The organism is Aeromonas sp., assembly GCF_050252055.1.
GTDB classification, from domain to species: Bacteria; Pseudomonadota; Gammaproteobacteria; order Enterobacterales; family Aeromonadaceae; genus Aeromonas; species Aeromonas caviae.
Map to the genome: position 1 here is coordinate 50,273 of NZ_JBFWLQ010000007.1, position 26,905 is coordinate 77,177.

A 26,905-nucleotide genomic window follows, 5' to 3' on the forward strand; every position below is an offset into this window, starting at 1 on the left:
GATGAAGTCACTGTTCAGACGTTCTCCCTCCAGCCATCAGGTCGGGATCCTGCTGGCCAGCGATCGCATTCTGCTGGCCTGCGTGGACCCCGTTCCCGTGTTTGCCAGCCAGCCTGTCAACGGCCCCCACGACTGGTCCAAGGCCCTGGCCGAGCTGTTTTCCCGGCACGGTCTGGCCAAGTCTAAGGTGCGGGTGGCCCTCGCGGCCAGCCTTTATCAGCAGATCCAGATCGACAAGCCTGCCGTCCCCGATGCCGAGATGGCGGGGGCCCTGCCCTGGGCCATCAAGGATTTCGTCAACGAGCCGGTGTTGCAGCTCGCCATGGATTATGTGGACCTGCCGACTCCCCCTGCCGGGCGTCCGCGCATCAACGTTGTCTGCATGCCCAAGAGCCGGGTGCAGCAGGTGGCGGATGCGGTCAACGGCGCGGCGACCCTGGAGGCCATCGTCAGTGACGAACTGGCCATGACGGCCCTCTACGAGGCGGACCAGATGGTGCGCATGCTGCTCTGGCAACCGCGGGGGCAGGAGCTGCAACTACTGGTCTTTCATCGGGGCGGACTCTGTTTCTCCCGCCAGTTGCGCGGATTTGCGAGCCTCACCGGCAGCCATGAGCCAGATGCCGACCAGCTCGACGCGCTGGCGCTGGAGATCCAGCGATCCATCGATTATCTGGCCGGCCATCTCAAGCTGCCCGAGCCCGGCCAGTTGCAACTGGCCATCGCCTCCTCCGCCATGGGGGTACTGGTGCGTCACCTGGAACAGACATTCGGTTTCCCGGTGTCGGCCATGGCAAACAAGGCGGTACTGGCAGGAGTCGAATACCTCAGTGCCTATGGCGCGGCCCTGGGCAGGAGCGACTGATGAAACACCATATCAACCTCTATGGCGCCGAATTCCGGCCAAGACGCCTGTGGGCCAGCCTGCCCCAGATGGCGTTGGTCTGGGGCGGCGTCCTGGTGCTGCTGCTGGGGGCCACCCTCTTCTATGGCTGGCAACAGCAGGGCCTCGATCGTGAATTGGCTGGCGTACGGGCACAGCTCGACGTGCAGCGCGGCGAGGCCAGGCGTCTCGATGCGGAGCTGGCGCGCCATCTGGCGAATGCAGACTTGCAGCGGCAACTGGCCGACAAGCGGGAAGAGCTGGGGGCCAAACAGGAGCTGATGCAGCAGCTTGGCCACCTCTCCCTGCAAAAATCCCAGGGCTATGCGGGGGTGATGGCGGACCTTGCCCGCCTGCGGGATCCCCGCCTCTCCCTGCAACGGATCGAAATAAGCGACGGGCGCATCAACCTCGCGGGCGTGGCCGAACGCAGTCAGGACGTGCCCGCCTGGGTGAACCGCTTCAAACAGACCCCCTCCCTGGCGGGCAAGCAGTTTGGCGAGCTCACCCTGAGTCGGGACAAGGAGGGCCAGCTTGCCTTCCAGCTCAGTGGCATAGCGCGGGAGACTCCCTGATGGACATGAAGGCACAATGGCAGGGATGGGCGCAGCAGATCGCAGCCCTCAGCCTGCGTGAGCGGATCCTCATTCTGTTGACCGGGGTTGTGCTGCTCGGGGCCATGGGCATCTATGGCTGGCTGGATGACGCCGACACCCGGCTGGGCCAGGATCGGCAGGCCCTGGCTGCGGCGCAGCGGGATCTGGAGATCCTGACCCTGGAAAACCAGGGCAAGCAGGCCAGGCTGGGGCGGGATCCCGATGCCCAGGTGCGCGATCAGCTCGCCGGCGTCGAGACGTCCCTGCGCCAGATGGATGCCGAGCTGCTGGCTCAGACGGTGGATCTGATCCCCGCCCACGAAATGCCCGCGGTGCTGGAGGCCCTGTTGTCCCGCTCCGCCAACCTGCATATGCTGGCGCTCACCTCCCTCAAGCCCGAGCCGCTGATGGCCGGGGAGCAGAAGGTGAACCTGTTCAGGCACGGCATCCGGCTTCAGCTGGAGGGCGGCTATTTCGATGTCTACCAGTACCTGAAAGCGCTCGAAGCCCTGCCTCGGCACTTCTACTGGAAGGGCTTTGACTACCGGGTGGTCGAGCATCCCAAAGCGGCGGTAGCGATGGAGATCTACACCCTCAGCACCAGCAAGGAGTTCATCCGTGGTTAAGCGGCATGTCGGCGGGACGGGATCCCGCATTTTTGCCTTCTCATCCTGGCGCTGGCTGGCCCTGTGGGGGAGCCTGCTCGCGCTGCAGGCCCAGGCCGAGGTGCTGCAGGATCCCACCATGCCCCTGGCGGGATCCGGTTCGGCGGCGAGTGTCGCCAAGGAGGCCGGTCTGCCCAGGTTGCAGAGCGTCATCCTGGGGAGCGGGCCCGCCCTGGCGGTGCTCGACGGTCAAAGCTACCGGGTCGGCCAGCAGGTCAACGGATTCCGGCTGGTGGGGATCAGCGCCGACAGCGTGGTGCTGGAAAAAGCGGGCAAACGCCAGACACTGACCCTGTTTGGCAGCAAGATCCGGATGTGAAGTGGGTGTCGCACGGGATGGTGCGGGCCAGGTTTGTCGAGTTTCATAGCGAGTCAGGTGCACGAATAACATGAAAAAACACCATTTTTGTCTGCTTCCCCTCGCGCTGGCGGTGGCGGGTTGCACTACCTATCGTCACCCCGAGCCGGTACAGGCCAAAGATGCACTCAAGCAGGCGATGAGCGAGCAGAGCCCGACCGCCCCCCTGACTTCCCTGCCGCCCTCGGTGCAGAGCGAGCTGTTGCAGCTCAATCGTCCCCAGCAGCCGATGACCATTCCCGAGAAGCGGATGCGCATCGCGGCCCATGACGTGGACGCGGTGGAGTTCTTCGGCTCCCTGTTCAAGGGCTCCCGCTACAGCGTGGCGGTCCATCCCGGTGTGGCGGGCGTCATTTCGGTAGAGCTCAAGGATGTGACCCTGCAGGAGGCGCTGGCGACCGTCGGCGACATGTACGGCTTCGACGTACAGCGCAAGGGCAACGTGTTCCACGTCTATCCCGCCGGTCTGCGTACCGAGACCATTCCGGTCAACTACCTGATGATGGCCCGGCGCGGTCTCTCCCGTACCTCGGTGAGCACAGGCGGGGTGACGGCCAACGACAACAACAATGGCAATAACAACAACTTCGACAACGGCCTGAACAACAGCGGCAACAACAACAACCAGGGCAACACCGCCAACGGTGACAACAACACCAACAGCAACGGCACCCGCATCGAGACGGACAGCAACAACGACTACTGGACCGATCTGCGGGATGCCCTGCAGACCCTGATCGGCACAGGGGAAGGGCGGGCCGTCATCACCAGTCCCCAGGCGGGCCTGGTCACAGTGCGTGCCTATCCCAAGGAGCTCAAGGCGGTGCGCGAGTTCCTGGATCAGTCCGGCGAACACCTTAAGCGCCAGGTGGTGCTGGAAGCGCGGATCCTGGAAGTGTCCCTCAACGAGGGTTACGAGCAGGGGGTGGACTGGAGCGGTCTCTCCGCAAGCTGGGACGGCGGCAAGGGCATCACGGGGGGCGGCTCCCTCATGGACAGCCCCATCGCTTCGACCCCCAACCAGATCTTCCGGGCTCTGGGGGGAGGCGCCGGTTTCACCATCTCCGATGGCAACTTCAACGTCGCGGTCAGCCTGCTCAAGACCCAGGGGGACGTGAACACCCTCTCCAGCCCGCGCGTGACGGCCACCAACAACCAGAAAGCGGTGATCAAGGTGGGGACGGATGAATACTTCGTCACCAACGCCTCGACCACCACCACCACCTCGGGGACTTCGGCCCCCATCGTCACCCCGAACGTGGAGCTGACCCCCTTCTTCTCGGGGATAGCCCTGGACGTGACGCCCCAGATCGACGAGCAGGGCAAGGTATTGCTGCATATCCACCCCTCCGTCATCGACACCGAGGAGCAGAGCAAGACCATCAGCGTCGGCACCGCCGATCCCCTGGTGTTGCCGCTGGCCAAGAGCTCCATCCGCGAGTCCGATACCGTGGTGCAGGCCAACAATGGGGACATCATCGTCATCGGTGGTCTGATGAAGACCGACAGGCAGGAGATCGTCAGCAAGGTGCCCCTGCTGGGTGACATCCCCTGGGTCGGCGAGGCCTTCACCAACCGCCGGGAGAGCAACCGCAAGGTGGAGCTGGTGATCCTGCTCAAGCCCACCGTGGTGGAAAAAGACACCTGGCAGAAAGAGCTGCAACGCTCCTCCGAGCTGCTCGACAAATGGTATCCCCCCAAGGGCTGATCCGGGATGACGCGCCTGTTGAGCACTCCTTCTCCCATGTGGCGGCGCCTCCCGGCTGCCGCCACTCTGCCCTGCCCGACGGCGGTGGCGCCATGTCGCTGATCCGGGGCTGTCTGCGGCTGCGTGCCCGGGACTCTGGCCGGGAGGGTGCATGTATCTGAGTCACTTCGGACTGCGGGAGGCCCCCTTCGGCCTGACCCCGAACACCGGTTTCTATTACGGCCTGCCCCCCCACGAGGAGGCCATGCAGGTGCTCAACTGGGCGCTCGCCCAGGGGGAGGGGTTCATCAAGGTGACCGGCGAAGTCGGCACCGGCAAGACCCTGCTCTGTCGCAAACTGCTGAGCGAGCTCGGCTCCGAGGCCTGCCCGGTGCGCCTGGCCTGGCTGCCCAACCCCCATCTCACTCCGGGGGAGCTGCGCACGGCCCTGGCCCTGGAGCTGGGGTTGACGCTGGCGGGGGAGAGCGAGCTGGATCTCACGGATCGTATTCACCGCCATCTGATCTCCCTGCATCGGCAGGGGAGTCGGGTGGTGGTGCTGATCGACGAGGCGCAAGCCCTGCCGGACGAGACCCTGGAGGCAATCCGGCTGTTTGGCAACCTGGAAACCGAATCCAGCAAGCTGCTGCAAATCGTGCTGTTCGGCCAGCCCGAGCTGGATGCCAGGCTCGGGCAGCCCCGTCTTCGCCAGTTGCGCCAGCGCATCGGTTTTTCCTACCGCCTGCGGCCGCTGCGGCTCGACGAGACCCGGGCCTATCTGGAGTACCGGCTGCAGGTGTCCGGTTATCGCGGGGCCGCCCTGTTCGATGGCCGCGCCCTGCTCAGGCTGTGGCGCGCATCCCGCGGCATTCCCCGCCTCATCAACATACTGGCGCAGAAGTGCCTGATGCTGGCCTATGGTCGCGGTGTGCGGCGGATCGACAGCGCCCTGGTCCGGCTCGCCATCCGGGATACCGATGATGCCCGCCGTGGCCGTCTGACCCTCTGGTGGCCCCTGTTGTTGTTGTTGGGCACCGCCCTGGCGTATGGAGTCTGGTCATGAGCGTGATCAATCAGATGCTGAAAGATCTGGATAGGCGTCAGCAAGAGGCCGAGGGAGCCGCCGTCTATGTGGCGCCGGTGCGCCAGCAAGGCTGGTGGATGCTGGTGCTGACCCTGCTGTGTACCCTGGCCCTGGGGATCCTCGGCTGGCGCACCTGGATCTTCTGGCAGCAGAGCCAGCGAGCCTCCCTGCCAGCGGCGCAGGTCGAGGCCCCCCGTACCGCCCCTGCGGTGGCGCCATCCGCGCCCCTGGCGGTGGTGGCCACCACGCAGGCGGTCTCCTCTGCCGCGCCAATGGCAAAGGTGCCCGCCGCCAGTGCCGAGTCGACCGCCGCGAGAGTGGCCCCCTCCGCAGCCGAGCAGGCTCCGGCCGATGAGGCCGTGCTCGCCGATGAGGGCAATCCGGAGGAAGCGCTGGGGGACGAGACGATCCCGAGCGACGAGGAGCTGCAGCCGGACCTCTATGCCGAGCTGGCCGCGGAGCAGAGCGCCGAAGAGGCGCCTGCACCCGCCGCGCCGCGCAAACCCGGGATCCTGAAGATCGAGACGGTGGAACTCTCCGACGCCGAGCTGGCCACCCTGGCCGAGCGCAAGGCGACCACGGCCATGGCCAAGGGACGGATGCAGGAGGCGCAGGATGGCTACTACGAAGTGCTGGCCCACGATCCCCACAACCAGGGGGCGCGGGAACAGCTGGCGGGCCTGCTCTATGGCGCCGGACGGCTGACCGAGGCCGCCCAGGTGCTGGAAGAGGGGCTGAGGCTGGATCCCGCGCAGGCGGACCTGCGTCTGCTGCTGGCCCGTGTGGCCATCAGCGGAGGGGATCGGCAGAAGGCGCTGGATTGGCTCACCGGCTATCAGCCCGATATCGCCAGCAATCTGGATTATTACGCCACCTGGGCCGGCCTTGCCCAGGAGCTGGGGCAGCCTGTCCAGGCGTCCGAGATGTACGTCAGGCTGCTGCGCCAGCAGCCGGATCAGGGGCGCTGGTGGCTGGGACTGGGGGTGGCGGAGGATGGTCAGGGACACCGTCAGCGGGCACTGGATGCCTATCGCAATGCCCAGTTGCACGGCAATCTGGGGGAGGCCTCCACCCAATGGCTTGAACAACGAATTGGCCAACTGACCCATTGATTAAAGCGGCAGTTCGATGAGCCCATGCCATCGGACCAGGCAGCGGGCGTGAAGCAACAGAGATCGGAGCAACAATGGCACAACCCAGACTGAAAATGCGCCTAGGCGACCTGCTGGTACAGGAACAGATCATCTCGGATGATCAGCTGCAGCTCGCCCTGCAGCAGCAGCGCCAGACCGGCCGCAAGCTGGGGACCACCCTCATCGATCTCGGCTTCATCAGCGAGGTGCAACTGCTGACCTTCCTCGCCCGTCAGCTGGATGTGCCCTTCTTCGATCTCAACAACCTCACCATCGACGTCTCGGCCGTGGCGCTGTTGCCCGAGGTGCAGGCGCGCCGCTACCGGGCGCTGGCCGTCAACCTGAGCGACGACAAGGTCACCGTGGTGATGTCGGATCCGGCGGATCTGAGCGCCCTCGACGCCATCGCTGCCCTGCTCAGCCCGCGGGAGCTGGTGCTGGCCGTGGCCCGTGAAGGCCAGCTGCTGGAGTACTTCGACCGCCTCTATCGCCGCACCCGGGAGATAGAGAACTTCGCGGTGCAACTGCACGAAGAGCACCAGGAGACCGGCTTCGAGCTGGGGGCCGGCAGCCTCAATGCCGCGACCGACGAGGGGGAGGCGACGGTGGCCAAGCTGCTGCGCTCCCTGTTCGAGGACGCGGTACAGGTGGGTGCTTCCGACATCCATATCGAACCGGACGAGAAGGTGCTGCGCATTCGCCAGCGTATCGACGGCGTGCTGCACGAGAACATCCTCAACGAGGTGCGCATCGCCCAGGCGCTGGTGCTGCGCCTCAAGCTGGTGGCCGGGCTCGACATCTCCGAGAAGCGTCTGCCCCAGGATGGCCGTTTCAACATGAAGGTGCGCGGCCGCGACGTGGATGTGCGGATGTCCACCATGCCGGTGCAGTATGGCGAGTCCGTGGTGATGCGGCTGCTGGATCAATCCTCCGGCATCTTGTCGCTCGCCGAGACCGGGATGCCGCCCGCCATCCTGACCCGCTTCCGTCGTCAGCTCAAACGTCCTCACGGCATGATCCTGGTGACGGGCCCGACCGGTAGCGGCAAGACCACGACGCTCTACGGCGCCCTCTCCGAGCTCAACCAGGCCAGCCACAAGATCATCACGGTGGAAGACCCGGTGGAGTACCGTCTGCCCCGCATCAGCCAGGTGCAGGTCAATCCCAAGATAGGGCTCACCTTCTCCCAGGTGCTGCGCTCCACCCTGCGCCAGGATCCGGACATCCTGCTGGTGGGGGAGATGCGGGACAACGAGACGGTGGAGATCGGCCTGCGCGGCGCCATCACGGGCCACCTGGTGCTGACCACCTTGCACACCAACGACGCCGTGACCAGCGCTCTGCGTCTCATCGACATGGGGGCGCCCGGCTATCTGGTGGCGAGCGCCCTGCGGGCCGTGGTGGCCCAGCGCCTGGTGCGGCGGGTGTGTGAACACTGCGCCTGCGAGACGGCGCCTGACGAGGGGCAGGCCACCTGGCTATCCGTGCTTTCCGGTGAAGCGCCGGGCCAGCATCGCTATCGCAAGGGGCGGGGCTGCCAGAGCTGCAACTTCACCGGCTATGCGGGCCGGATCGGGGTCTACGAGCTGCTGGAGCTGGATCAATCCATGATGGATGCCCTGCGCCGCAACGATGCCGAGGGGTTTGCCCGGGCGGCACGGGCGCACGAGCACTACCGCCCCCTGGCCCTGACGGCGCTCGACTATGCCCGCGAGGGGATCACCTCGGTGGACGAGGTGCTTCGGCTGGCCGAGGACCTGGGGTAACGCATGAGGCATCTGGATCGTACTGAATCACTCTGCCGGGGTCGCCCATGAACCGTTTTGCCTACAAGGGGCGTGACAGCCAGGGCCAGGCCGTCAGCGGTGTGGTGGAAGCGGTGAGCGAACTGGCCGCCGCCGAGCAGCTGATGCGCCGCGGGGTGATGCCCACCGAGCTGAAGGCCGGCAAGGCCAGGTCTGCCAGCATCGACTGGTCGCTGCTGCTGGAAGGGAGCGTCAAGCTGGAGGAGCTGGTGGTCTTCAGCCGCCAGATGTATGCCCTGACCCGGGCAGGCATCCCTATCCTGCGCGCCATCGCGGGGCTGGAGGAGAGCGCCCACAGCAAGCCCCTCAAGCGGGCGCTTCACGCCCTGGGGGAGGATCTGGCCAACGGCCGGCCGCTGTCGAGCGCGATGCAGTCGCACCCGAAGGTGTTCAGCAGCCTCTTCGTGGCCATCATCCACGTGGGGGAGAACACGGGTCAGCTGGAGGAGGCCTTCCTGCAGCTCGCCAACTATTTCGATCTGGAGCTGGAGACCCGCAAGCGGATCAAGACCGCCATGCGCTACCCCACCTTCGTGCTGATTGCCATCGCCGTCGCCATGGTGATCCTCAACATCATGGTGATCCCCGTCTTTGCCGGGATGTTTGCCAAGTTCGGGGTGGAGCTGCCGCTGGCGACCCGGATCCTGCTGGCCACCTCCCACTTCTTCGTTCACTACTGGTGGCTGCTGCTCGCCATCCTGGTGGGCGCCGTCGTCGGCTGGCGACGCTGGGTCGCCACCACCAAAGGCAGGCTGGCCTGGCACAGATGGCAGCTGCGGCTGCCCATCGTCGGCTCCATCATAGAGCGCTCCCTGCTTGCCCGTTTTGCCCGCAGCTTCTCCATGATGCTCAAGGCCGGCGTGCCGCTCAACACGGCGCTGACCCTGGTGGCCGATGCGGTGGACAACGCCTGGATGGCGGGGCAGATCCGCGACATGCGGGGCGGCATCGAGCGGGGGGAGAGCCTGCTGCGCACCGCCGGGGCCAGCGGCCTCTTCACCCCTCTGGTGATGCAGATGATCGCGGTGGGGGAGGAGACCGGCCAGGTGGACGAGCTGCTGCACGAAGCGGCCGAGTATTACGAGCGTGAGGTGGATTATGACCTCAAGAGCCTCACCGCCCGCATCGAACCCATCCTCATCGGCATAGTGGCGGTCATGGTACTGGTGCTGGCGCTGGGCATCTTCACTCCCATGTGGGACATGATGAGGGCTGTTCGCGGCCAGTGATAGGGTTCAGCATCTTTACTCCCCTGATGGTGGGACATGATGAGGGCTGTTCGCGGTCAGTGACAGGATTCAGCATCTTCACTCCCCTGATGGTGGGACACGATGAGAGTGGTGCGCGGTCAGTGACAGGGGTCAGCATCTTCACTCCTCTTATGGCGGGACATGATGAGAGCGGTGCGCGGCCAGTAGGCAGTATCTTCACGGTCATCCGGATGCCGCCCATGCCGGGTACAGAGAACAAGGTATGAAAGAGCATGAGCAGAGAGTCCGAGCAGGATGAGCACTGGCTGGGGGGATATCGGCGGGTCGTTGTCTTTATCCTGCTGGCAGTCATCGTCACGACCCTGGTCATGAGCTATCGCAATCACAGGGAAGAGGCGCTGGCCATCAGCGCCAGCCTGCTCGGTGAGCAGTTCGCACAGCGGGCCCAGCGCCTGCACGGACGCTGGCTCGACGAGCGGCGTCCGTCGGTGCTCCATGCCGAGGGCACAGCCTGGCAGTTCGATGAGCGGGGCTGGCCTCTGGCGGTGTTGCCGCGCCAGTCGCCATCGGCCGATTGCCGTCAGCTCTGGCTCGCCCTGCTGGGGCACGATGAGGGGCTCTCATCCTGGCAGGCCCTTGCCAGCGAAGGAGGCGACGGGTGTGAATTCGGCCAGGAAGGGCACTGGCTGTACTACAGCTTCACCGATGGCCGGGTGGTGGCCCTCCCCTGATTGGGTGCTTCAAGTATTTCATTGACATGATTTTTTTCTATCCGCATGAAATAATGCGGACCATTACGGAGGCAGCATGGCAGCAAAGAGAGTGAGACCCGTTCGGGCGCTTGGCCGGATGGCCGGTTTTTCCCTGATTGAGCTGGTGATCGTCATCGTGATCCTGGGGATCCTGGCCGTCACCGCCTTGCCCCGTTTTCTCGATGTGACCGACGAGGCGAAGAAGGCGAGTGTGGAAGGGGTGTCCGGCGGTTTCGCCACCGGAGTGTCCCTGGTGCGTGCCCAGTGGGAGGCCGAAGGGCGTGCCAGGCAGGATGGGCTCAACACCGTGCTCTATGACGGCTCGCGTTTCTATCTGACCACGCCGACCGACAGCCAGGTCAGCAATGGCGAGCTCTCTCCCGGGTATCCCATGGACACGGCAGCAAGTGGCACGCCCGATGTGGATCCGGCCAGCCTGACGGCGGCCCGCTGCCTCAATATTTGGGAGGGGTTGTTGCAGAATCCTCCCAAGGCTACTGCCCGCTTTGACGAGGTGCGCGGTAGCGGCAATGACCTGAAGTTCTATGCCACGGTGAGCAACAATGGACTGGATTCGGTCTGCCGTTACTATCTGGTCAACAGCCTGAGCAAGGGAAGTGATGGACGTTATCAGGACCCGCAAGGGAGCACGGATGCGTTCATGAGTTTCAGTTATCGCCCGGCCTCCGGCCAGGTGACCACCCATATCAATTGATAAACCGAGGAAAGACGTAATGAAAAAGCAATCGGGCTTTACCCTGATCGAACTGGTCATCGTGATCATCATTCTGGGCATTCTGGCGGTCACCGCCGCACCCAAGTTCCTGAATCTGCAGGATGATGCCAAGGCCGCTGCGGCACAGGGTGTACAAGCTGCACTGCAAAGTGCTTCTGGTCTGGTGTACAGCAAGGCTGCCTTGGAAGGTGTTGAGGCATCCTCTACCGTGAAGAATGTCTCTGTTGCTGGCGGTACTGTCACCACTCTGTTTGGTTACCCGACTGCAAATGCTGACGGTATTGTGAAAGCGGTTAGCCTGGACGGTTGGGCGATCAGTGGCGCGGGTTCTACCGACGCTGGTGGTATCGCAAAGTTCTATCCAACAAATACCAAGGGTGATGGTTGCTATGTTGTCTATACCGCAGCCACCTCCACCTCTACAGCGACTGCCGCTGTGTCAGGTTCTTTGGCAACCTGTAAATAACGTCTAGATGAACGGGGCATCTTAGTTGCCCCGTTCATTTTTCATTTAATAGGGTCTTTATGCAGAAGGGTTTCACCCTGATTGAACTGGTGATCGTGATCCTGTTGCTCGGGATTCTGGCCGCCTTTGCCGTGCCTAAATGGCTGGGCAAAGGCGGCTTTGAAACCCATACCCTGCGTGACGAGCTGGTGGCCCGGCTGCGGCTGGTGCAGACCATGAACATGCAGGAAGGGGACGCGCGCTGCACCCAGCTGGTGCTGGAGGCGGGGCGTTTTGGCCATCTGACCGGGGCGAGCTGTGCGCCTGCCCCCATTTCAGGCTGGCGTGGGAATGAGCAGAGTCGCGGGCGCCTGGTGCAGGCGTCCGGCAACCTGCAATTCTCCCCCCAGGGGACATTCCATTTCGACAAGCGCAGCGGCAGGCCCCTGTGGCCTGGCTGCATCAACGGCTGTGAACTGGCGGTCAGCAGCGGCCAGGAGAGTGCCCGGCTGCGCATCGAGCCGGAAGGCTATATCCATGCGATCCCCTAAGATCTGCCGCGGCTTCACCCTGGTCGAGTTCGTGGTCGGCATCGTGCTGCTGGCCGTCGCCCTGACCGGCATCCTGGGGCTGCTTGTCAATCAGGCTCCCCAGGCGGTGGATCCGGTGCAGCAGGTACGCGCCGCCCAGCTCGCCCAGCGCATCCTCGGCGAGATGCTGGAGAAGTCTTTCGACGAGCATTCCGATCACAACGGCGGCCGTTTTCGCTGTGGCGAGACGGCCGGTGTGCCCGTCTTCACCTATCCCCCCTGCACGGCGAGCGCCGACTATGGCCCCGATGGTGGCGAGACCCGCCCCTACACGTTCAACGACGTGGACGATTTCGACACGGCAGGCCGCTGGGTGGACGCCAGCTACTTTACCCAGGCCTCGGCCGCGAGCAGCGAAGAGGAGTATCGGCGCTACCAGGTGAAGATCGCGGTGGTGCCGGATACCCTCTTTGGCAGCGCGGGGGAGGGAGCCGAGTCCATCGGCAAGCGCATCACCCTGACCGTGCGCCTGCCGGACGGGAGTGAGCTGGTCTTCGGCCTCTATCGGGGGAACTACTGATGGGCAAGCCACATTCCCGTGATGCCGCGTGGGAATACCCATGCGCCAGACTCGCCCGTGACCGCGTCCGACTCGGGCGTGAGGGGGGCTTCACCTTGGTGGAGCTGGTGATGGTGATCCTGCTGCTCGGAGTGATGGCGACATTTTCCAGCCAGTTTATCGGCATCGGCACCCAGCTTTACGGAGATGCCAGCCGCCGCGAGCAGCTGATGAGCGATGCCCGTTTCGCCCTGGAGCGGCTCAACCGCGAGGTGCGCGACGCGGTCCCCGGCTCGGTGCGGGTCGAGGACGAAGGGGGCGGCGCCCTGGAGCAGGGGGCCTGTCTGCGCTTCTGGCCCATCGCCACCGCCAGTCGCTATCTGGGCTCTGTGGTCAGCACCGGGCTCAGCATAGTCACGCCATCCGTGCTCCCCAAGAAAAATGAGGATCTTGCCATCGTGTATCCCCTCGCGAGCACGGGCCTCCTGAATCAGGGCTGCCTGCAGGGAAGCTGTACCGCCCGCGTCACCGATGTGGGCAGCGACGTATCGGGCGCACTGCCCTTGACTCTCAGTAACGGTTTCGTCAAGGACTCGCCGGGGCAGCGCATCTATTTTGCGAACCAGCAGGTGCTCTATTGCGTGAGAGGGGGCAGCCTCTGGCGCATGGCCAGGCCCCTGGACGACCCCCTGAGCAGCAGCGAGACCACCCGGTTGATGGCGGAGCATATTCGTCCCGCCGCCTATTACTTCTATCGGGAACCCGCCGCCTTCAACCAGAGCGAGGTGGGGCTGCGGCTGGAGTTCGAGCAGCGCGACGAGCGCGTCGTCTTCCACCACAAACTGGAGACCCTCAATGCGCCCTGACACTCCCTCCATGGTGAGGTCTCAGCGGGGCAGCGCCATCCTGATCGCCCTCTTCGTCATCGTCATCATGGCCCTGCTGGCGGCGGCCATGGGGCGTTTCCTGGTGGACAGCAGTGAGAAGCACACGGTGGAGGTGCGCGGTGTGCGTGCCCTGATGGCGGCCCAGAGCGGGCTGGAAATTGCCCTCTATCGACTCTATCCCAATGGCCAGTGGCAAGGGCAGCAATGCGCCGCCAGCACCAGTCTCAGTTTCACCGATGCGGGACTGACGGGCTGTCAGGCCATCGTCACCTGCAACAAGGTGCCGGTGAGTGCGGCCGGCGGGACCCAAACCGGATACCGATTCAGCAGTGAAGGGCGCTGTGGCCAACCCGATGCCGGCAGCGGCCCGAACCCCGATTTTGCCGTCAGCCGCACCCTGGTGGCGGAAGCTTTTGATGGAGTGACGCCATGAGCCCCCTGCCAAGGAGCCAGACCCCATGAAGTCCAGCCAGCCTCTTCGCGGCGCCCTGTTGTGGATCTTGCTGGGATCCACCTCGGTGCAGGCCGCCAGCCAGTGTACCGAAGTCTTCCTTTTCCCGGTGCAGAGCCACGCCTCCCCCGGCGTGCTGAGCATGAACAATGAAAGCAAGATCATCAGCACCACTGTGGGGGCCAGTTACCCCTTCCTGACCAAAAACATCCAGCCCAACGCCAACTGCAACAACGGTGGTTTCTGGAACAACGGCACCTGGGTCTCCAATTGCAACGTCAGCGGCGCCCTTGCCAGTGTGCTCAAGGATGTGACCTTCATCAGCGATCCCGACGCGTTTCCGGCCAACCCGGGGGGCTTCCCCTCCTACAGCGGGAAAAATGATCTCGCTTGCGACGGGGCCATCTCTCCTGCTGCCGGTGACTACAAGAACGCCTCGTGGGGGGGCAACAGCTGCGTGGCGACCCTGAAATCGGGCCAGACCTATCGCTTCGATACCTTGTCTATCAGCGAAGGGGCGATGCTCAACCTCAACGGTGCGACCGTCTATGCCCAGAAGATGACCATCAAGAATGGTTACAACAGTGGCGTCACCGGGTCGGGAGATCTTCATGTGAACGATCTGACGGTGACGGGTCAGGGCAAGCTCAATGACACCAGGGTCACCGTCTACAGCACCCTTGAGGTCTCGGGCAATGGCAATACCGGGACTGCCGTCTTCCAGCCGCACTACCTGGACAAGGTCACCATGGAGGTCTCTGCCAGTGGCCAGAGCGTGCTCATGGGGGCAGGGGACTGGTTTATCAAAAGCCTGGGGATGAAGAGCAACAGTGCCATGACCTTCCAGGGGCAGAGCTCCCTCGCCGTCTATGGGCTCAAGATGGAAAACGAGAGCCGGATCTCCGCCGCAGGGAGTCGCAGCGACCTGACGCTCCAGCTTCACCAGACCCTGGAGGTGAGTGGCAACGGCACTCTCAACGGATATCTGCAGGCCCGCTACCTCAAGACGTTCAAACACCAGAGCACCTCCAACATCAATTTCTACTTTCGTGGCGGCAACCACTGGATAGACAAGATGGAGCTCGGTCAGAACGACAAGCTGATCTTTGACAGCGGCAGTGCCGCGAGGTTGTACATCAAGAGCGATCTGGCCCTGAGCGACCAGATGGAGGTCAATGCGGGGGGCAAGGCCAACGACCTGATGATGTATCACTTCGGCAAGGTCACCATGAGCGGCAACACCAAACTCAACGCCATTCTCTATGTGAACGCCGGGGATCTGGCCATGAGTGGCCAGGCCGTGCTGACCGGCGCCGTGTCGGCGGTGAACGTCTCCATGACCAACAACAGCCAGGTGATCCACGAGCCCTTCAACGGCGACTGGCCGGGCATGTGTGAAGACCCACTGACCTGTTTCAGCGACGACTTCTCCGCCAGCACCCTTGGCAGCGACTGGGTGGTGGCTCAACGCAATGGCAGTACCTTGCCCTCTTTGCAAAACGGTCGCCTGCGGCTGACCCAGAATACGACCAACCAGGCCACCTCTGCGACCTTCCAGCGCCTCTTCCCGGGGGTCAGCAATCTGGTGACTATCGAGTTCGATCAGTATGCCTACAAGACCTCCGGCTCGAGCGGGGCGGACGGGATGGCGGTGGTGCTCTCCGATGCGACGATCACGCCCCAGCCCGGCGCCTTCGGTGGCCCGCTGGGTTATGGCTTCAAGACCGGGATCAGCGGTTTTGCCGGCGGCTGGATGGGGGTCGGTATCGACGAATACGGCAACTATGCCAACGAGGGGGGCTCCTATAATCCCGGGTCTCGTCCTCAGGCCGTTTCCATTCGTGGCTCCGGCGCCAGTTCGGGGACCTCGGGCTATCGCTATCTGGCGGGAACGGCGAGCAACCTGAGCCCGGCAGTGGACAGCGGAACCAATGGCAACCGCCCCCATCGTTACCGCATCACCATTGACTCGCGCACTGCCGGCAGTTCACTTGCGTCGGTTGAGCGGAACACGGGCTCGGGTTACACCATGCTGGTGGGGCCCATCAATATGGTGAACCAGACGGGGCAGGCGGCGGTGCCCGCCAACTTCCTGCTGTCGCTCACCGGCTCCACCGGTTCTGTGACGAACTACCATGAGCTCGACAACGTCCGGATCTGCGCCCTCAAATCCAATCCGGTGGGGACCCAGATCGATCACTTCGAGTTCGATCACTCCGGTCAGGCCCTGACCTGCAACCCCGAGACTCTGACCATTCGGGCCTGCGCCAACGCCAGTTGCAGCCAACTGTTCACGGACCCGGTGAGCGCCATCCTGACCCCCCTCAAGAATGGCAGCAACGGCTGGATAGCCGGCAGCCAGGTGAGCTACAACGGCAACACCGCCACCGTCAATTTCAGCGGCGGCACGACCACCTTGCAGCTACGCAACAATCTGGCGACGGCCATCACAGTGGGAGTGAGCGGCTCGACGCCGTCCACCAAACCCCTGAGCACCACCCTGTGCCGCGCCGGCAGTGGCGCCCTGAGCGCCGCCGCCTGTACCTTGAGCTTCGCCGACAGCGGCTTCGTGTTCGATGTGCTGGATACCCTGGCGAACAGGCCGCAGCAGGTGGTGATGAAGGCAGTCAAGAAAGACGATGCCAGCCAGCAGTGCGTGCCGAGCTTTGCCGGTGTGAGCAAACCTGTTCGTTTCTGGAGCGACTATGCTCGCCCGGCGAGCAACACCTTCGGCAGCAAGGTGACGGTCAACGGCAATGCCATCGCTACGTCGCAGGGGGCGTCCACCACCAGCAACCTGAGCTTCGATAGCAAAGGGGAGACTACCCTGACGGTGAGCTACCCGGATGCGGGCCAGATGCGGCTTAATGCCCGCCACGATGGCAGCGGTGATACCGCAGGGCTGGTGATGACGGGCTCGGATTTGTTCGTCAGCCGCCCGGTGGGGCTCTGCATCACGCCCACCCAGGGGGCCTGCGCGGCAGGTGATATCACCTGCCCTGTGTTCAAGAGGACGGGAGACAGCTTCTCGCTCAATATCCAGGCCATGGCGTGGCAGAGCGACAGCGATGGGGATATCTGCACCGGCAATGGCACCACCCCCAACTTCGTGTTGTCCGACATCGCCCTGACCAGCGAGCTGGTGGCCCCTCAGGGGGGCGTGGCCGCTAAGGTCACTCCGACCAGGTACAGCCACGTTGCAGCCAGTGCCAGCCTCAATACACCCGCCCTCAGCCTCAACGAGGTCGGGGTCTTCAGGATCAAGGCGACGCCACCGGCGGCTACGTCGCCAGAGGGAAGCACAGTATCAACGGGCTATTTCGGTTACTCCATCCCTCCCGTCACCAGCGTGCCGCTGGGGCGCTTCGTACCCTGGGACTTCAACATGACGAGCGGCACCGTCACCCCGGCCTGCGGTGGTTTCAGCTATATGAGCCAGCCATTCGGGGTACAGACGGTGGTGGAGGCGCGCAACAAGGAAGGGAGTGTCACGAGGAACTACCGTGATGCCTTTGCCAGGGGGGCCCTCACCCTGGTGGCCGCCAACAATCAGGACGGGGTGGACAGATCCAATCGGCTGGTGCCGCTGGCCGCCAGCTGGACCGAAGGAACAGGCAAGCAGTCAGGTCAAACCCGCTTTATGCGGCTGCGCGAACTGACCCCTAGCCTGACCGCACCGGAAGAGCCCTTGCCGCTCCTGCGACTAGGGCTCAGAGTGACGGACGGTGAGACTCCTGAGACCAGCTTCCTCAGCGGACGGAACATGAATCCGTCCGTCAGCGGCACTTGCCAGAGCGGGGTGAACTGCACCGCCAAACAGCTCTCCATTCCGAAGGGATCGGACGATACCATGATCGCCTACTACGGCCGGCTGCTCGCCAGCACCCGTCAGGGGGTCGATAGCGCCCCGCTGGCGCTGCCCCTGCAGGTGCAATATTTCGAAGGGGGCCTGTGGCGAGCCAATTCGCAAGATATCTGTACCCAGATCTCCCTGGCGGGAGGTGGTATCGTCTTTACCGATGCGGAGCAACGCTATGACTCCGCGACGGGGGATCTGATCCTCAAAGACGGTACCCGCATTCGCCTTGGTCTCGGCAATGTGGCTCCGGGCGGTACTCAGGTCGGTTTCGACGCAGGCGAGACCCGGTTCCACTTCGCGCCACCCAATCAGGCGGTGCGCATTCCCTATCGGATCGTGCTGGAGCAACAGCCATCCCAACCCGTCTGGTTGGCGGATCCGGCCACGGCGGATCACCTGCTGGGAGAGGCCATTTTCGGCCGGGATCGGGGTAATGACAGAATTATTTATCGCCGCGAAGTGATGCCCTGACACCCGGGCTGACACGGGGAGATAGACGCATTGCTGTACAGTGGCGTCTTATCTCCTTGTTTCGTAGTGTTTGTCGGCCTGAGCGGGTGAGTGATGACTCGCATTTTTGTCGCGCCTGATTGATTGGCGACAGTTTGAGCGCTTGCCCATTGGGGTGGGCATTGGTAAAGTTAGCCGGTTTTCTGCACCTCCAAATTCTTAGGATTTCCCGTAGCCATGTTCAAAAAGCTCAGAGGCGTCTTTTCCAACGATCTGTCGATCGACTTGGGAACTGCCAACACCCTGATCTATGTAAAAGATCAAGGGATCGTCCTTAACGAACCCTCAGTTGTCGCCATTCGCCAAGAGCGCGGGAACGCCAAATCGGTCGCTGCTGTCGGTCATGCCGCCAAGCAGATGCTGGGTCGTACCCCGGGTAACATCTCCGCCATTCGCCCGATGAAAGACGGCGTGATCGCCGATTTCTACGTGACCGAGAAGATGCTGCAGCACTTCATCAAACAGGTTCACGACAACAACTATTTCCGCCCCAGCCCGCGCGTGCTGGTGTGCGTACCCTGCGGCTCCACCCAGGTGGAACGTCGCGCCATCAAGGAATCCGCTCTGGGCGCCGGCGCCCGCGAGGTTTACCTGATCGATGAACCCATGGCTGCCGCCATCGGTGCCGGCCTGCCGGTCTCCGAAGCGACCGGTTCCATGGTGGTGGACATCGGTGGCGGTACCACCGAAGTGGCCATCATCTCCCTGAACGGCGTGGTCTACTCCCAGTCCGTGCGCATCGGTGGCGACAAGTTTGACGAAGCCATCATCAGCTACGTGCGTCGCAACTACGGCAGCCTGATCGGGGAAGCCACCGCCGAGCGCATCAAGCACGAGATCGGCTCCGCCTATCCGGGCGAAGAGGTGCGCGAGATCGAAGTGCGCGGTCGCAACCTGGCCGAGGGTGTGCCCCGCAGCTTCACCCTGAACTCCAACGAGATCCTGGAAGCGCTGCAAGAGCCGCTGTCCGGCATCGTCTCCGCCGTCATGGTGGCCCTGGAGCAATCCCCGCCCGAGCTGGCGTCCGACATCTCCGAGCGCGGCATGGTGCTGACCGGTGGTGGTGCCCTGCTCAAGGACATCGACCGTCTGCTGATGGAAGAGACCGGCATCCCGGTCGTCGTGGCTGAAGATCCCCTCACCTGTGTCGCCCGTGGCGGTGGCAAGGCGCTGGAGCTGATCGATATGCACGGTGGCGATCTGTTCCACTACGAATAAGACCCAAAGCCGGCCGAGCGCCGGCTCTTTTTTGACGACTCATGAAACCCATCTTCGGTAGAGGCCCTTCGCTTCAGTTACGGTTGTTTCTCGCCGTCATCATCTCCGTCGCTGCCATCGTCGCGGATTCCCGCTTCGGTGTGTTCAGCCATGTCCGCGTTTATCTGAGCTCCCTGGTGAGCCCGCTGCAATACATCGCCAACGCCCCCGGCACCCTGCTCGACACCATGTCGACCCAGGTGCAGACCCGCGCCGATCTCATCGAGCAGACCAAGCAGCAGGAGCAGCAACTGTTCACCCTGCGCTCGCGCCTGCTCAAGATGGATCAGCTGGAGCACGAGAACCAGCGTCTGCGCGAGCTGCTGGGGTCGCCGGTACACAAGGAGTCCCGCAAGATGGTGGCCGAGCTGCTGTCGGTGGATTCCGACCCCTTCAGCCATCAGGTGCTGATCAACAAGGGGGCGCTGGATGGCGTCTACAACGGCCAGCCGGTGATCAACGATCAGGGGGTGGTCGGTCAGGTGCTCCACGTGGGCTCCACCACCAGTCGCGTCCTGCTCATCACCGACTCCAGCCACGGTATCCCGGTGCGGGTGCTGCGCAACGACTTGCGCGCCATCGCCTCCGGCAGCGGCGAGCTGGACAAGCTGGAGCTGCGCAACCTGCCCCGCAACACCGACGTCCAGGTCGGCGATCTGCTGGTCACCTCGGGCCTGGGCGGCCGCTTCCCGGAAGGTTATCCGGTGGCGACCGTGACCCGCTCCGACTATGTGGAGGGCAAGCCCTTCGCCCAGATCGAGGCCAAGCCGCTGGTGGCGCTGGACCGTCTGCGCTACCTGCTGCTGCTGTGGACCGACAAGAAACCGGAAGTACACGACAAGGATGCCCTTGAGCCTGCGGCGAGCGCCTCGGCGGCCACGGCAACCTCGGCGGCGGGGGCGACGCGCTGATGCTGCAACCCGCCAGCGGCAGGATCTGGATCTGGTGTTCGATCCTGCTGGCCCTGTGCCTCTCCATCCTGCCGCTTCCCTTTCAATTCGAACCCTTCCGTCCGGACTGGCTCGCCATGGTGCTCATCTACTGGGCGCTGGCGCTGCCGCACCGGACCAACGTCGGCACCGCCTGGGTGGCGGGCCTGCTGCTGGACGTGCTGCTCGGCAGCACCCTCGGCGTGCGGGCCATGGCCATGGCCATCACCACCTACCTGGCGGCCTTCCAGTTCCAGAAGATCCGCAACTTCTCCCTCTGGCAGCAGGCGCTGATCATCGGTCTGCTCTCCCTGGTGGGGAAGATCACCGTGTTCTGGGCGGAGCATCTGTTCAGCCGGGCCAGCCTCAACTTCGCCTACTTTTGGTCGACGTTGACGACGATGTTAATATGGCCCTGGATTTTTATGGTCTTGCGCAAGGTGCGGCGTCGCTTCAATATCAAGTGAATGTGAATAAAAACAACGCATTGTAACTGCGCATCGTCTCATTGAGTGAAGTATGAACAAGCACAACGAACTGCAACTCTATCTCGCCTCGGGCTCCCCCCGCCGGCACGAGCTTCTGACCCGCCTGGGCTACCGTTTCGAGGTCCTCAAGCTGGATGTGCCGGAGCTGCGCAACGACGGTGAGAAGCCCCAGGATTACGTCTGCCGGCTGGCCCGCGACAAGGCGATGGCCGGTGTGGCCGCGGCGCCCACTGCGCTGCCTGTGCTGGGGGCCGACACCATAGTGGTGCTGGGGGAGCGGGTGCTGGAGAAACCCTCCGACCTGCTGGACGCCAAGGACATGCTGGAAGCCCTCTCCGGGCGGGTACACCAGGTGATGACGGCGGTGGCCCTGGCCACCCCGGAGCGGTGCGATGTGCGGCTGGTCACCACCAACGTGGCGTTTCGCAAGCTGGACGAGGCCGAGATCGAAGCCTACTGGCGCACCGGCGAGCCGTGCGACAAGGCGGGCGCCTATGCCATCCAGGGCATTGCCGGCAAATTCGTCAGTCGCCTCGAGGGGAGCTACAGTGCCGTGGTCGGCCTGCCCCTGCTGGAGACGGACCTGTTGATCAAGCAGCACCTCGAGCAGACCCGGTAATCCTCTCGTCAGCAGTGCGCTGCTGAGTTACCCGTTGTTCGTCGTGCCAGAATTCAAAACTAGAAAGGCAAGGTAACTTATGTCGGTAGAACTGCTGGTAAACGTCACCCCCTCCGAAACCCGGGTCGCCCTGGTCGAGAACGGTCTGCTGCAGGAAGTGCATGTGGAGCGTCAGGCCAAGCGCGGCATCGTGGGCAACATCTACAAGGGCAAGATCAGCCGCGTGCTGCCCGGCATGCAGGCCGCCTTCGTCGACATCGGCATGGACAAGGCCGCCTTTCTGCACGCCTCCGACATCGTCCCCCATACCGAGTGCGTGGCGATCAAGGAGAAGGAGCAGTTCCAGGCCGGCAACATCGCCGAACTGGTGCGCCAGGGGCAGGACATCATGGTACAGGTGGTCAAAGACCCGCTCGGTACCAAGGGAGCCCGCCTCACCACCGACATCACCCTGCCATCCCGTTATCTGGTCTTCATGCCGGGCAGTGCCCACGTGGGGGTCTCCCAGCGCATCGAATCCGAGGCGGAGCGCGAGCGCCTCAAGCGCACCGTGGCCGGCTATGTGGACGAACTGGGCGGCTACATCATCCGCACCGCCGCCGAAGGGGTGGGGGAGCAGGAGCTGGAGCAGGACGCCGCCTTCTTGAAGCGCCTGTGGCGCAAGATCCTCGAGCGCAAGCAGAAGTACCCCCCCTGCAAGATCCTCTACGAGGATCCCAGCCTGGCGTTCAGGGTGGTGCGTGACTTCGTCGGTGCCGAGCTCGACAAGATCCGGGTCGACTCGCGCCAGAGCTTCGATCAGCTCAAGCGCTTCACCGAGGAGTACGTGCCCGAGCTTGCCAACAAGCTGGAGTACTACACCGGCGAGTCGCCGATCTTCGATCTCTACGACGTGGAGAACGAGATCCAGCGGGCCCTGGAGCGCAAGGTGGAGCTCAAATCCGGCGGCTACCTCATCATCGACCAGACCGAAGCCATGACCACGGTGGACATCAACACCGGGGCCTTCGTCGGCCATCGCAATCTGGAAGAGACCATCTTCAACACCAACGTCGAGGCCACCGCCGCCATCGCCCGTCACCTGCGCCTGCGCAACCTCGGCGGCATCATCATCATCGACTTCATCGACATGCAGTCCGAGGATCACCGTCGCCGGGTGCTGCACAGCCTGGAGCTGGCGCTGGCCAAGGACAGGGCCAAGACCAACGTCAACGGTTTCTCCCAGCTCGGGCTGGTGGAGATGACCCGCAAGCGCACCCGGGAGAGCCTGGAGCACGTGCTCTGCGCCGAGTGCCCCGAGTGCAAGGGGCGCGGCCGGGTCAAGACGGTGGAGTCGGTCTGCTTCGAGATCCTGCGGGAGATCATCCGGGTCAACCGCGCCTACGACGCGGATCAGTTCACCGTCTATGCGGCCCCCTCGGTGGCCGATTACCTGCGGGGGGAAGAGTCCCACAGTCTGGCGGAGCTGGAAGTCTTCATCGGCAAGCAGGTCAGGGTGGTCTCCGAGCCGCTCTGTGGGCAGGAACAGTTCGATGTGGTGATGATGTAATTGGTCTATCGCTGGCTGAGTCGGGGCTGGTTGGCCCTCGGAGTCTTCTTCGTGCTGCTGGCCGTTCTGGTCAGCGTGGTACGACTGGGCGGCCCTTTGCTCAACCAGCACCGGGCGGCCGTGATAGGGACCCTGCTCGGGGAGAGTCAGCTCGAGGTGAGCGTGGATCACGTCGGGCTGGAGTGGACTCCCCGCGGCCCGGCCATCGGGCTGGAAGGACTGGCCATCGCCCCCGATTCGGGGCGTTTCTCCCTGCGCCTTGGCAAGGTGTGGGCCCACCTCGACTTCTGGCGCTCCCTCAACGAACTCAGACCGGTGTTTGGCCAGTTGATCCTGAGCGACGGCAACATCGCGCTGGACATGACCCAGCCCGCCACCCCCGTCAGCGGGAAGAGCGCGAACCAGCAGGAGGCCCTGCTGCGCTTCCTGCTGACCCAGCTCTCCACCTTCGACATTCACGACACTCGCCTGAGCCTCACCACGGCACTGGGGGAGGTGCGCGCCCTCGACATCGCCCAGTTGCGCTGGCAGAACCGCGGCAAGCGGCATCAGGGGGTCGGCAAGGCCTATCTCATCAACGGGGTGGGAGAGAGCACCCTGGACCTCATCATCGATGTGGATGCCCCCGAGGTGCGGCTCGACCGCCTCAAGGGCCAGCTCTATCTGGGGGCCAGCGAGCTGGACATCAGCCCCATGCTGGCCCGGATCCACGCCGGCGCGCCGCCGGTGAGCGGCCAGCTCGACTTCCAGCTGTGGAGCGAGTTCGAGAAGGGCAGGCTCGGCAACTCCCTGCTGGCCTTTGGCAACAACCACCTGATCTGGAAGGACGAGATCAAGGGAGAGCCGCATCGCCTCGACCTGCAGGGGGGCAAGATCCAGCTGCGCCGGGACGGCGAGGCGTGGCAGCTCGCCAGCCACGACGTCATCTTCAAGCTCGATGGCGCCACCTGGCTGCACAGCCGCCTGCAGCTCGAGCGCATCGGCTCGCGCATCCAGGGTTATGTACCCGCCATCGATCTCGACCAGATTGCCAACCTGAGCCAGCTAGTCTCCGGCCTCTATCCCGAGCTGACCGAGACCCTCAAGCGCACCCGGCCAAGGGGCCAGTTGCAGGAGCTGGTCCTGCAGGCCGACGGGGACTGGCAGGGGCTCTCTGTGCAGGGGCAACTGCGCGGCTTCGAGACCCGGGCCTGGCACGATGTGCCCGGTCTGCAAAAGCTGGACGGCGACTTCTGGCTGACCCCGAACGGGGGACGCGCCCGCCTGATCCTGGGCAAAGGCAAGGTGGATCCGGCCCGCCACTTCAAGGAACCCATCCCGGTGGACAGCCTGAGTGCGGCCCTCGACTGGTGGCGGGCGCCCCAAGGCTGGGTGCTCTATGGCCAGGACATTGCCCTGGACAACCCGGATCTGCGCCTCGCCAGCCGGTTTCGCCTCGAGCTGTTCGAGCACCCCTTCCTCGCCCTGACCGGGCGGATCGACGTCAAGAACGCGGCCCATGCGGATCGCTACTACCCCCTGGCGGTGATGGATGAGGGGCTGGTGAGCTACCTGAGCGGCGCCATCAAGGGGGGCAAGGCCAAGGGTGCAGACTTGCTCTGGTACGGCGAATTCCGTGACTTCCCCTACGACAACGGCAAGGGCGTCTTCCAGGTGGCGGTGCCGCTGCAACAGGCCACCTACGAGTTTTTCCCGGGCTGGCAGCCGCTGACCGACCTGCAGATCGATCTGCTGTTCCAGAACGCCAGCCTCGACATGAACAGCCGCGCCACCCAGCTCGGCAAGGCCAGCTCCGACTCGGTGCACGCCTGGATCCCGGACCTCTATCCGGGGGCTCACCTCTACGTGGATGCCAGGGTTGAGGGCGAGGGCAAGGCCATCAGCGACTATTTGCAGGACTCACCGCTGGGGGGATCCGTCGGTCAGGCGCTGCGGGAGGTGGAGATCCGCGGCCCCATGAAGGGCACGGTGAAGCTCGACATACCGCTGGATGGCGAGGGGGAGGTCAAGGCCAGCGGGGAAGCCAGCTTCAAGGACAACAAGGTGAGGATCGCCTCCCTGGATCTGCCCCTCGACGGGGTCGCAGGGACGCTCGAGTATGACAACGAGCAGACGCGCATTCACAACCTCAAGGCCAGTCTGTGGAACCAGCCGCTGACCCTGGATTATCAGGGGCGGCAACTGCCCCACGGCTATCAGGCCGACCTCAAGTTCCAGGGGCAGTGGGACAGCCGCCGCCAGCGCCGGGACATACCGGCCCTCGAGATGCTCCAGGGGCGCAGCAACTGGTCGGGTACCCTGGGGCTGACCCTGCCCGAGAACAAGGCGTTCAGCTTCCAGCTGGCGCTGGACTCCAACCTGCAGGGCATGGGGCTGGATCTGCCTGTGCCCCTGACCAAGGCGGCGGGTACCCGGCTGCCCCTCAAGGTGACGGCCCGTGGGCGGGATGGCAGCGCCGACATCCGCGCCGTGCTGGGGGCGGACATCGACATGCAGAGCCGCCTGGTGTACGGCGACGGCGTCCCCTACCTCAGCCGGGTGCGGGTCAACATCGGCCAGCCCGGGGCGCGGGTGATGCAGGACAAGCCCATGCTGCTCGCCATCAACCAGCAGCAGGCGGACGTGGCCGGCTGGCTGGCTCGTCTCAAGCAGTGGCTGCCGGCCGGTTCGGCGCCGAGTGACAATGCGGTGGTGGGCCCCTCTTTCTTGCCCCAGGAGTGGTGGGTAGATGGCCAGCTGGCCCGTGCCGACATCGGCAGTGCCAGCCTCAAGGCGGTGCACTTCACCCTGGGGCCGGTGAACCAGGCCACCGAGGTGATGATCGACAGCCCCGACGTGATGGGGGTGGTGCGGGTGCCGGTGGCCGATGGGCGCCCCATCGATGCCAAGTTTGCCCGCATCTACTGGTCCGGCAAGGGGACCGATCTCAGCCCGGATCCCGATGAGCGCCAGGACAGGGCCATCATGAATGCCATTCCCTGGCTCACCTTCAGTTGCGTGGATTGCCGCTTCGGCGAGCTGCCCCTGGGTGAGGTGAAGGGGGAGCTGCTGCCCGGGGCCAACCGGCTGGATCTCAAGGGGCTGGAGATGCGCCTGGCGGGCAGCACCCTGCGCGGCAGCGCCGAGTGGCTGGCCCGTGGCAGCCAGATGCAGACCCGTGCCAGGGTGAACCTCGAGACCCGCAACAGCGAGCTGCTGCTCAAGCGGCTTGGCTACACCTCGCCCATCGGGGATGCCCCGGGCAAGCTGGCGCTGGATCTGAACTGGCGTGACGTGCCCTATCGCCTGAGCCTGCCGACTCTGGCGGGCAGTGCCGACTACCAGCTGGAGGGAGGCACCCTGCGGGAGGTCAACGACAAGGGGGCCCGGCTGCTCTCCCTGCTGAGCCTCGACTCCCTGATGCGCAAGCTGCGCCTCGATTTTCGCGATGTATTCGACAAGGGCTTCTATTTCGAGTCCATGTCCGCCTCCGCCAAGGTCAATCAGGGGGTGGTGGAGAACAACGACTTCTACATGAAGGGGGCCGCGGGCAACCTGCGGGGCAAGGGCATCGCGGATCTGGTGCGCTGGCGGCTCGACTTTGATCTGAGCTTCTCCCCGAACCTGGGGGGTACCCTGCCGGTGGTGGCGGCCTTCTCGCTGACCCCCATCACCGGGCTCTATGTGCTGGCCCTCTCCAAGCTGCTGGAGCCCGTGGTGGACGTGGTGACCCGCATCGATTTTCGGGTCTCCGGCCCGCTGGACGCACCCAGGCTGGTGGAGGCGGGGCGGGATCGCGCCCGCATCAAGCTCAACCAGCACCAGAAGGATGCGGTGGATGCGGTGGCGCCCGGCCTGCCCGCCAAGGAGGTCACCCCCTTCCTGCTCGATCCCAAGCATCAGGGCTCGGGTCAGCGCTGAGGGCCAGCGCCG

At 64.2% G+C, this 26,905-nt stretch carries 23 protein-coding genes; all 23 read left to right on the forward strand.

Going from position 1 to position 26,905, the window contains the following annotated elements; genetic code table 11:
* The first annotated feature begins 1 nt into the window (after position 1).
* The 23 genes from AB7E19_RS13630 to AB7E19_RS13740 all read left to right on the forward strand — a co-directional run bounded on the left by AB7E19_RS13630 (position 2) and on the right by AB7E19_RS13740 (position 26,893).
* Complete coding sequence (locus tag AB7E19_RS13630; protein ID WP_041214302.1) at positions 2 to 865, forward strand: hypothetical protein; 864 nt, start codon at positions 2 to 4, stop codon at positions 863 to 865.
* Positions 865 to 1,458 (forward strand): PilN domain-containing protein, encoded by a 594-nt coding sequence (locus AB7E19_RS13635; RefSeq protein WP_322131244.1) that lies wholly within the window; start codon positions 865 to 867, stop codon positions 1,456 to 1,458. The genes AB7E19_RS13630 and AB7E19_RS13635 overlap by 1 nt, the downstream gene beginning before the upstream one ends.
* Positions 1,458 to 2,105, forward strand: coding sequence for an MSHA biogenesis protein MshJ (locus tag AB7E19_RS13640; RefSeq protein WP_041212204.1), 648 nt, complete (start codon positions 1,458 to 1,460; stop codon positions 2,103 to 2,105). Before AB7E19_RS13635 ends, AB7E19_RS13640 begins: the two co-directional genes overlap by 1 nt.
* A gap of 28 nt (positions 2,106 to 2,133) precedes the next feature.
* Entirely contained in the window at positions 2,134 to 2,463 is a 330-nt protein-coding gene (locus tag AB7E19_RS13645; protein ID WP_045522999.1) for a SctD/MshK family protein, read from the forward strand.
* Positions 2,464 to 2,533: 70 nt separating this feature from the next.
* Positions 2,534 to 4,210, forward strand: coding sequence for a pilus (MSHA type) biogenesis protein MshL (gene mshL, locus AB7E19_RS13650; protein ID WP_263309439.1), 1,677 nt, complete (start codon positions 2,534 to 2,536; stop codon positions 4,208 to 4,210).
* A 151-nt stretch (positions 4,211 to 4,361) separates the two neighbouring features.
* A complete protein-coding gene (locus AB7E19_RS13655; protein WP_427935609.1) occupies positions 4,362 to 5,252 on the forward strand; it encodes an ExeA family protein in 891 nt (296 codons plus the stop codon).
* Positions 5,249 to 6,385, forward strand: a complete 1,137-nt coding sequence (locus AB7E19_RS13660) for a tetratricopeptide repeat protein (RefSeq protein ID WP_427935611.1) — start codon at positions 5,249 to 5,251, stop codon at positions 6,383 to 6,385. The genes AB7E19_RS13655 and AB7E19_RS13660 overlap by 4 nt, the downstream gene beginning before the upstream one ends.
* Positions 6,386 to 6,459: 74 nt before the next feature.
* Positions 6,460 to 8,172, forward strand: coding sequence for an MSHA fimbrial ATPase MshE (gene mshE, locus AB7E19_RS13665; RefSeq protein ID WP_043154387.1), 1,713 nt, complete (start codon positions 6,460 to 6,462; stop codon positions 8,170 to 8,172).
* A gap of 47 nt (positions 8,173 to 8,219) precedes the next feature.
* Positions 8,220 to 9,440 (forward strand): type II secretion system F family protein, encoded by a 1,221-nt coding sequence (locus AB7E19_RS13670; RefSeq protein ID WP_048208884.1) that lies wholly within the window; start codon positions 8,220 to 8,222, stop codon positions 9,438 to 9,440.
* Between the two features lie 254 nt (positions 9,441 to 9,694).
* Complete coding sequence (locus AB7E19_RS13675; protein ID WP_049637308.1) at positions 9,695 to 10,153, forward strand: hypothetical protein; 459 nt, start codon at positions 9,695 to 9,697, stop codon at positions 10,151 to 10,153.
* 76 nt (positions 10,154 to 10,229) lie between these two features.
* Positions 10,230 to 10,889 carry a type II secretion system protein gene (locus AB7E19_RS13680; RefSeq protein ID WP_041212210.1) on the forward strand — a complete coding sequence of 220 codons (660 nt, stop codon included), beginning with the start codon at positions 10,230 to 10,232 and terminating at the stop codon, positions 10,887 to 10,889.
* A 19-nt stretch (positions 10,890 to 10,908) separates the two neighbouring features.
* Entirely contained in the window at positions 10,909 to 11,376 is a 468-nt protein-coding gene (locus AB7E19_RS13685) for a prepilin-type N-terminal cleavage/methylation domain-containing protein (protein WP_045522947.1), read from the forward strand.
* A gap of 59 nt (positions 11,377 to 11,435) precedes the next feature.
* On the forward strand, positions 11,436 to 11,906 hold the full coding sequence (locus AB7E19_RS13690; RefSeq protein ID WP_045522946.1) for a pilus assembly FimT family protein: 471 nt from the start codon (positions 11,436 to 11,438) through the stop codon (positions 11,904 to 11,906).
* Positions 11,893 to 12,465: a prepilin-type N-terminal cleavage/methylation domain-containing protein gene (locus AB7E19_RS13695; protein ID WP_261999892.1), complete on the forward strand. Its 573-nt coding sequence runs from the start codon at positions 11,893 to 11,895 to the stop codon at positions 12,463 to 12,465. Before AB7E19_RS13690 ends, AB7E19_RS13695 begins: the two co-directional genes overlap by 14 nt.
* Positions 12,465 to 13,310: a PilW family protein gene (locus AB7E19_RS13700; RefSeq protein ID WP_202043015.1), complete on the forward strand. Its 846-nt coding sequence runs from the start codon at positions 12,465 to 12,467 to the stop codon at positions 13,308 to 13,310. Before AB7E19_RS13695 ends, AB7E19_RS13700 begins: the two co-directional genes overlap by 1 nt.
* Positions 13,300 to 13,764, forward strand: a complete 465-nt coding sequence (locus AB7E19_RS13705; RefSeq protein WP_069652312.1) for an MSHA biogenesis protein MshP — start codon at positions 13,300 to 13,302, stop codon at positions 13,762 to 13,764. Before AB7E19_RS13700 ends, AB7E19_RS13705 begins: the two co-directional genes overlap by 11 nt.
* A 25-nt stretch (positions 13,765 to 13,789) precedes the next feature.
* Positions 13,790 to 18,112, forward strand: coding sequence for a DUF6701 domain-containing protein (locus AB7E19_RS13710; RefSeq protein ID WP_427935616.1), 4,323 nt, complete (start codon positions 13,790 to 13,792; stop codon positions 18,110 to 18,112).
* Positions 18,113 to 18,328: 216 nt separating this feature from the next.
* Positions 18,329 to 19,369, forward strand: coding sequence for a rod shape-determining protein (locus tag AB7E19_RS13715; protein ID WP_005308111.1), 1,041 nt, complete (start codon positions 18,329 to 18,331; stop codon positions 19,367 to 19,369).
* A gap of 41 nt (positions 19,370 to 19,410) precedes the next feature.
* Positions 19,411 to 20,319: a rod shape-determining protein MreC gene (mreC, locus tag AB7E19_RS13720; RefSeq protein ID WP_029313545.1), complete on the forward strand. Its 909-nt coding sequence runs from the start codon at positions 19,411 to 19,413 to the stop codon at positions 20,317 to 20,319.
* Positions 20,319 to 20,804 (forward strand): rod shape-determining protein MreD, encoded by a 486-nt coding sequence (gene mreD, locus AB7E19_RS13725; protein WP_010672635.1) that lies wholly within the window; start codon positions 20,319 to 20,321, stop codon positions 20,802 to 20,804. The genes mreC and mreD overlap by 1 nt, the downstream gene beginning before the upstream one ends.
* A gap of 52 nt (positions 20,805 to 20,856) precedes the next feature.
* Complete coding sequence (locus AB7E19_RS13730; RefSeq protein ID WP_010672636.1) at positions 20,857 to 21,444, forward strand: Maf family protein; 588 nt, start codon at positions 20,857 to 20,859, stop codon at positions 21,442 to 21,444.
* Between the two features lie 79 nt (positions 21,445 to 21,523).
* Positions 21,524 to 22,993, forward strand: coding sequence for a ribonuclease G (gene rng / locus AB7E19_RS13735; RefSeq protein WP_010672637.1), 1,470 nt, complete (start codon positions 21,524 to 21,526; stop codon positions 22,991 to 22,993).
* Positions 22,994 to 26,893, forward strand: coding sequence for a YhdP family protein (locus AB7E19_RS13740; protein WP_427935620.1), 3,900 nt, complete (start codon positions 22,994 to 22,996; stop codon positions 26,891 to 26,893).
* Positions 26,894 to 26,905 lie beyond the last annotated feature (12 nt).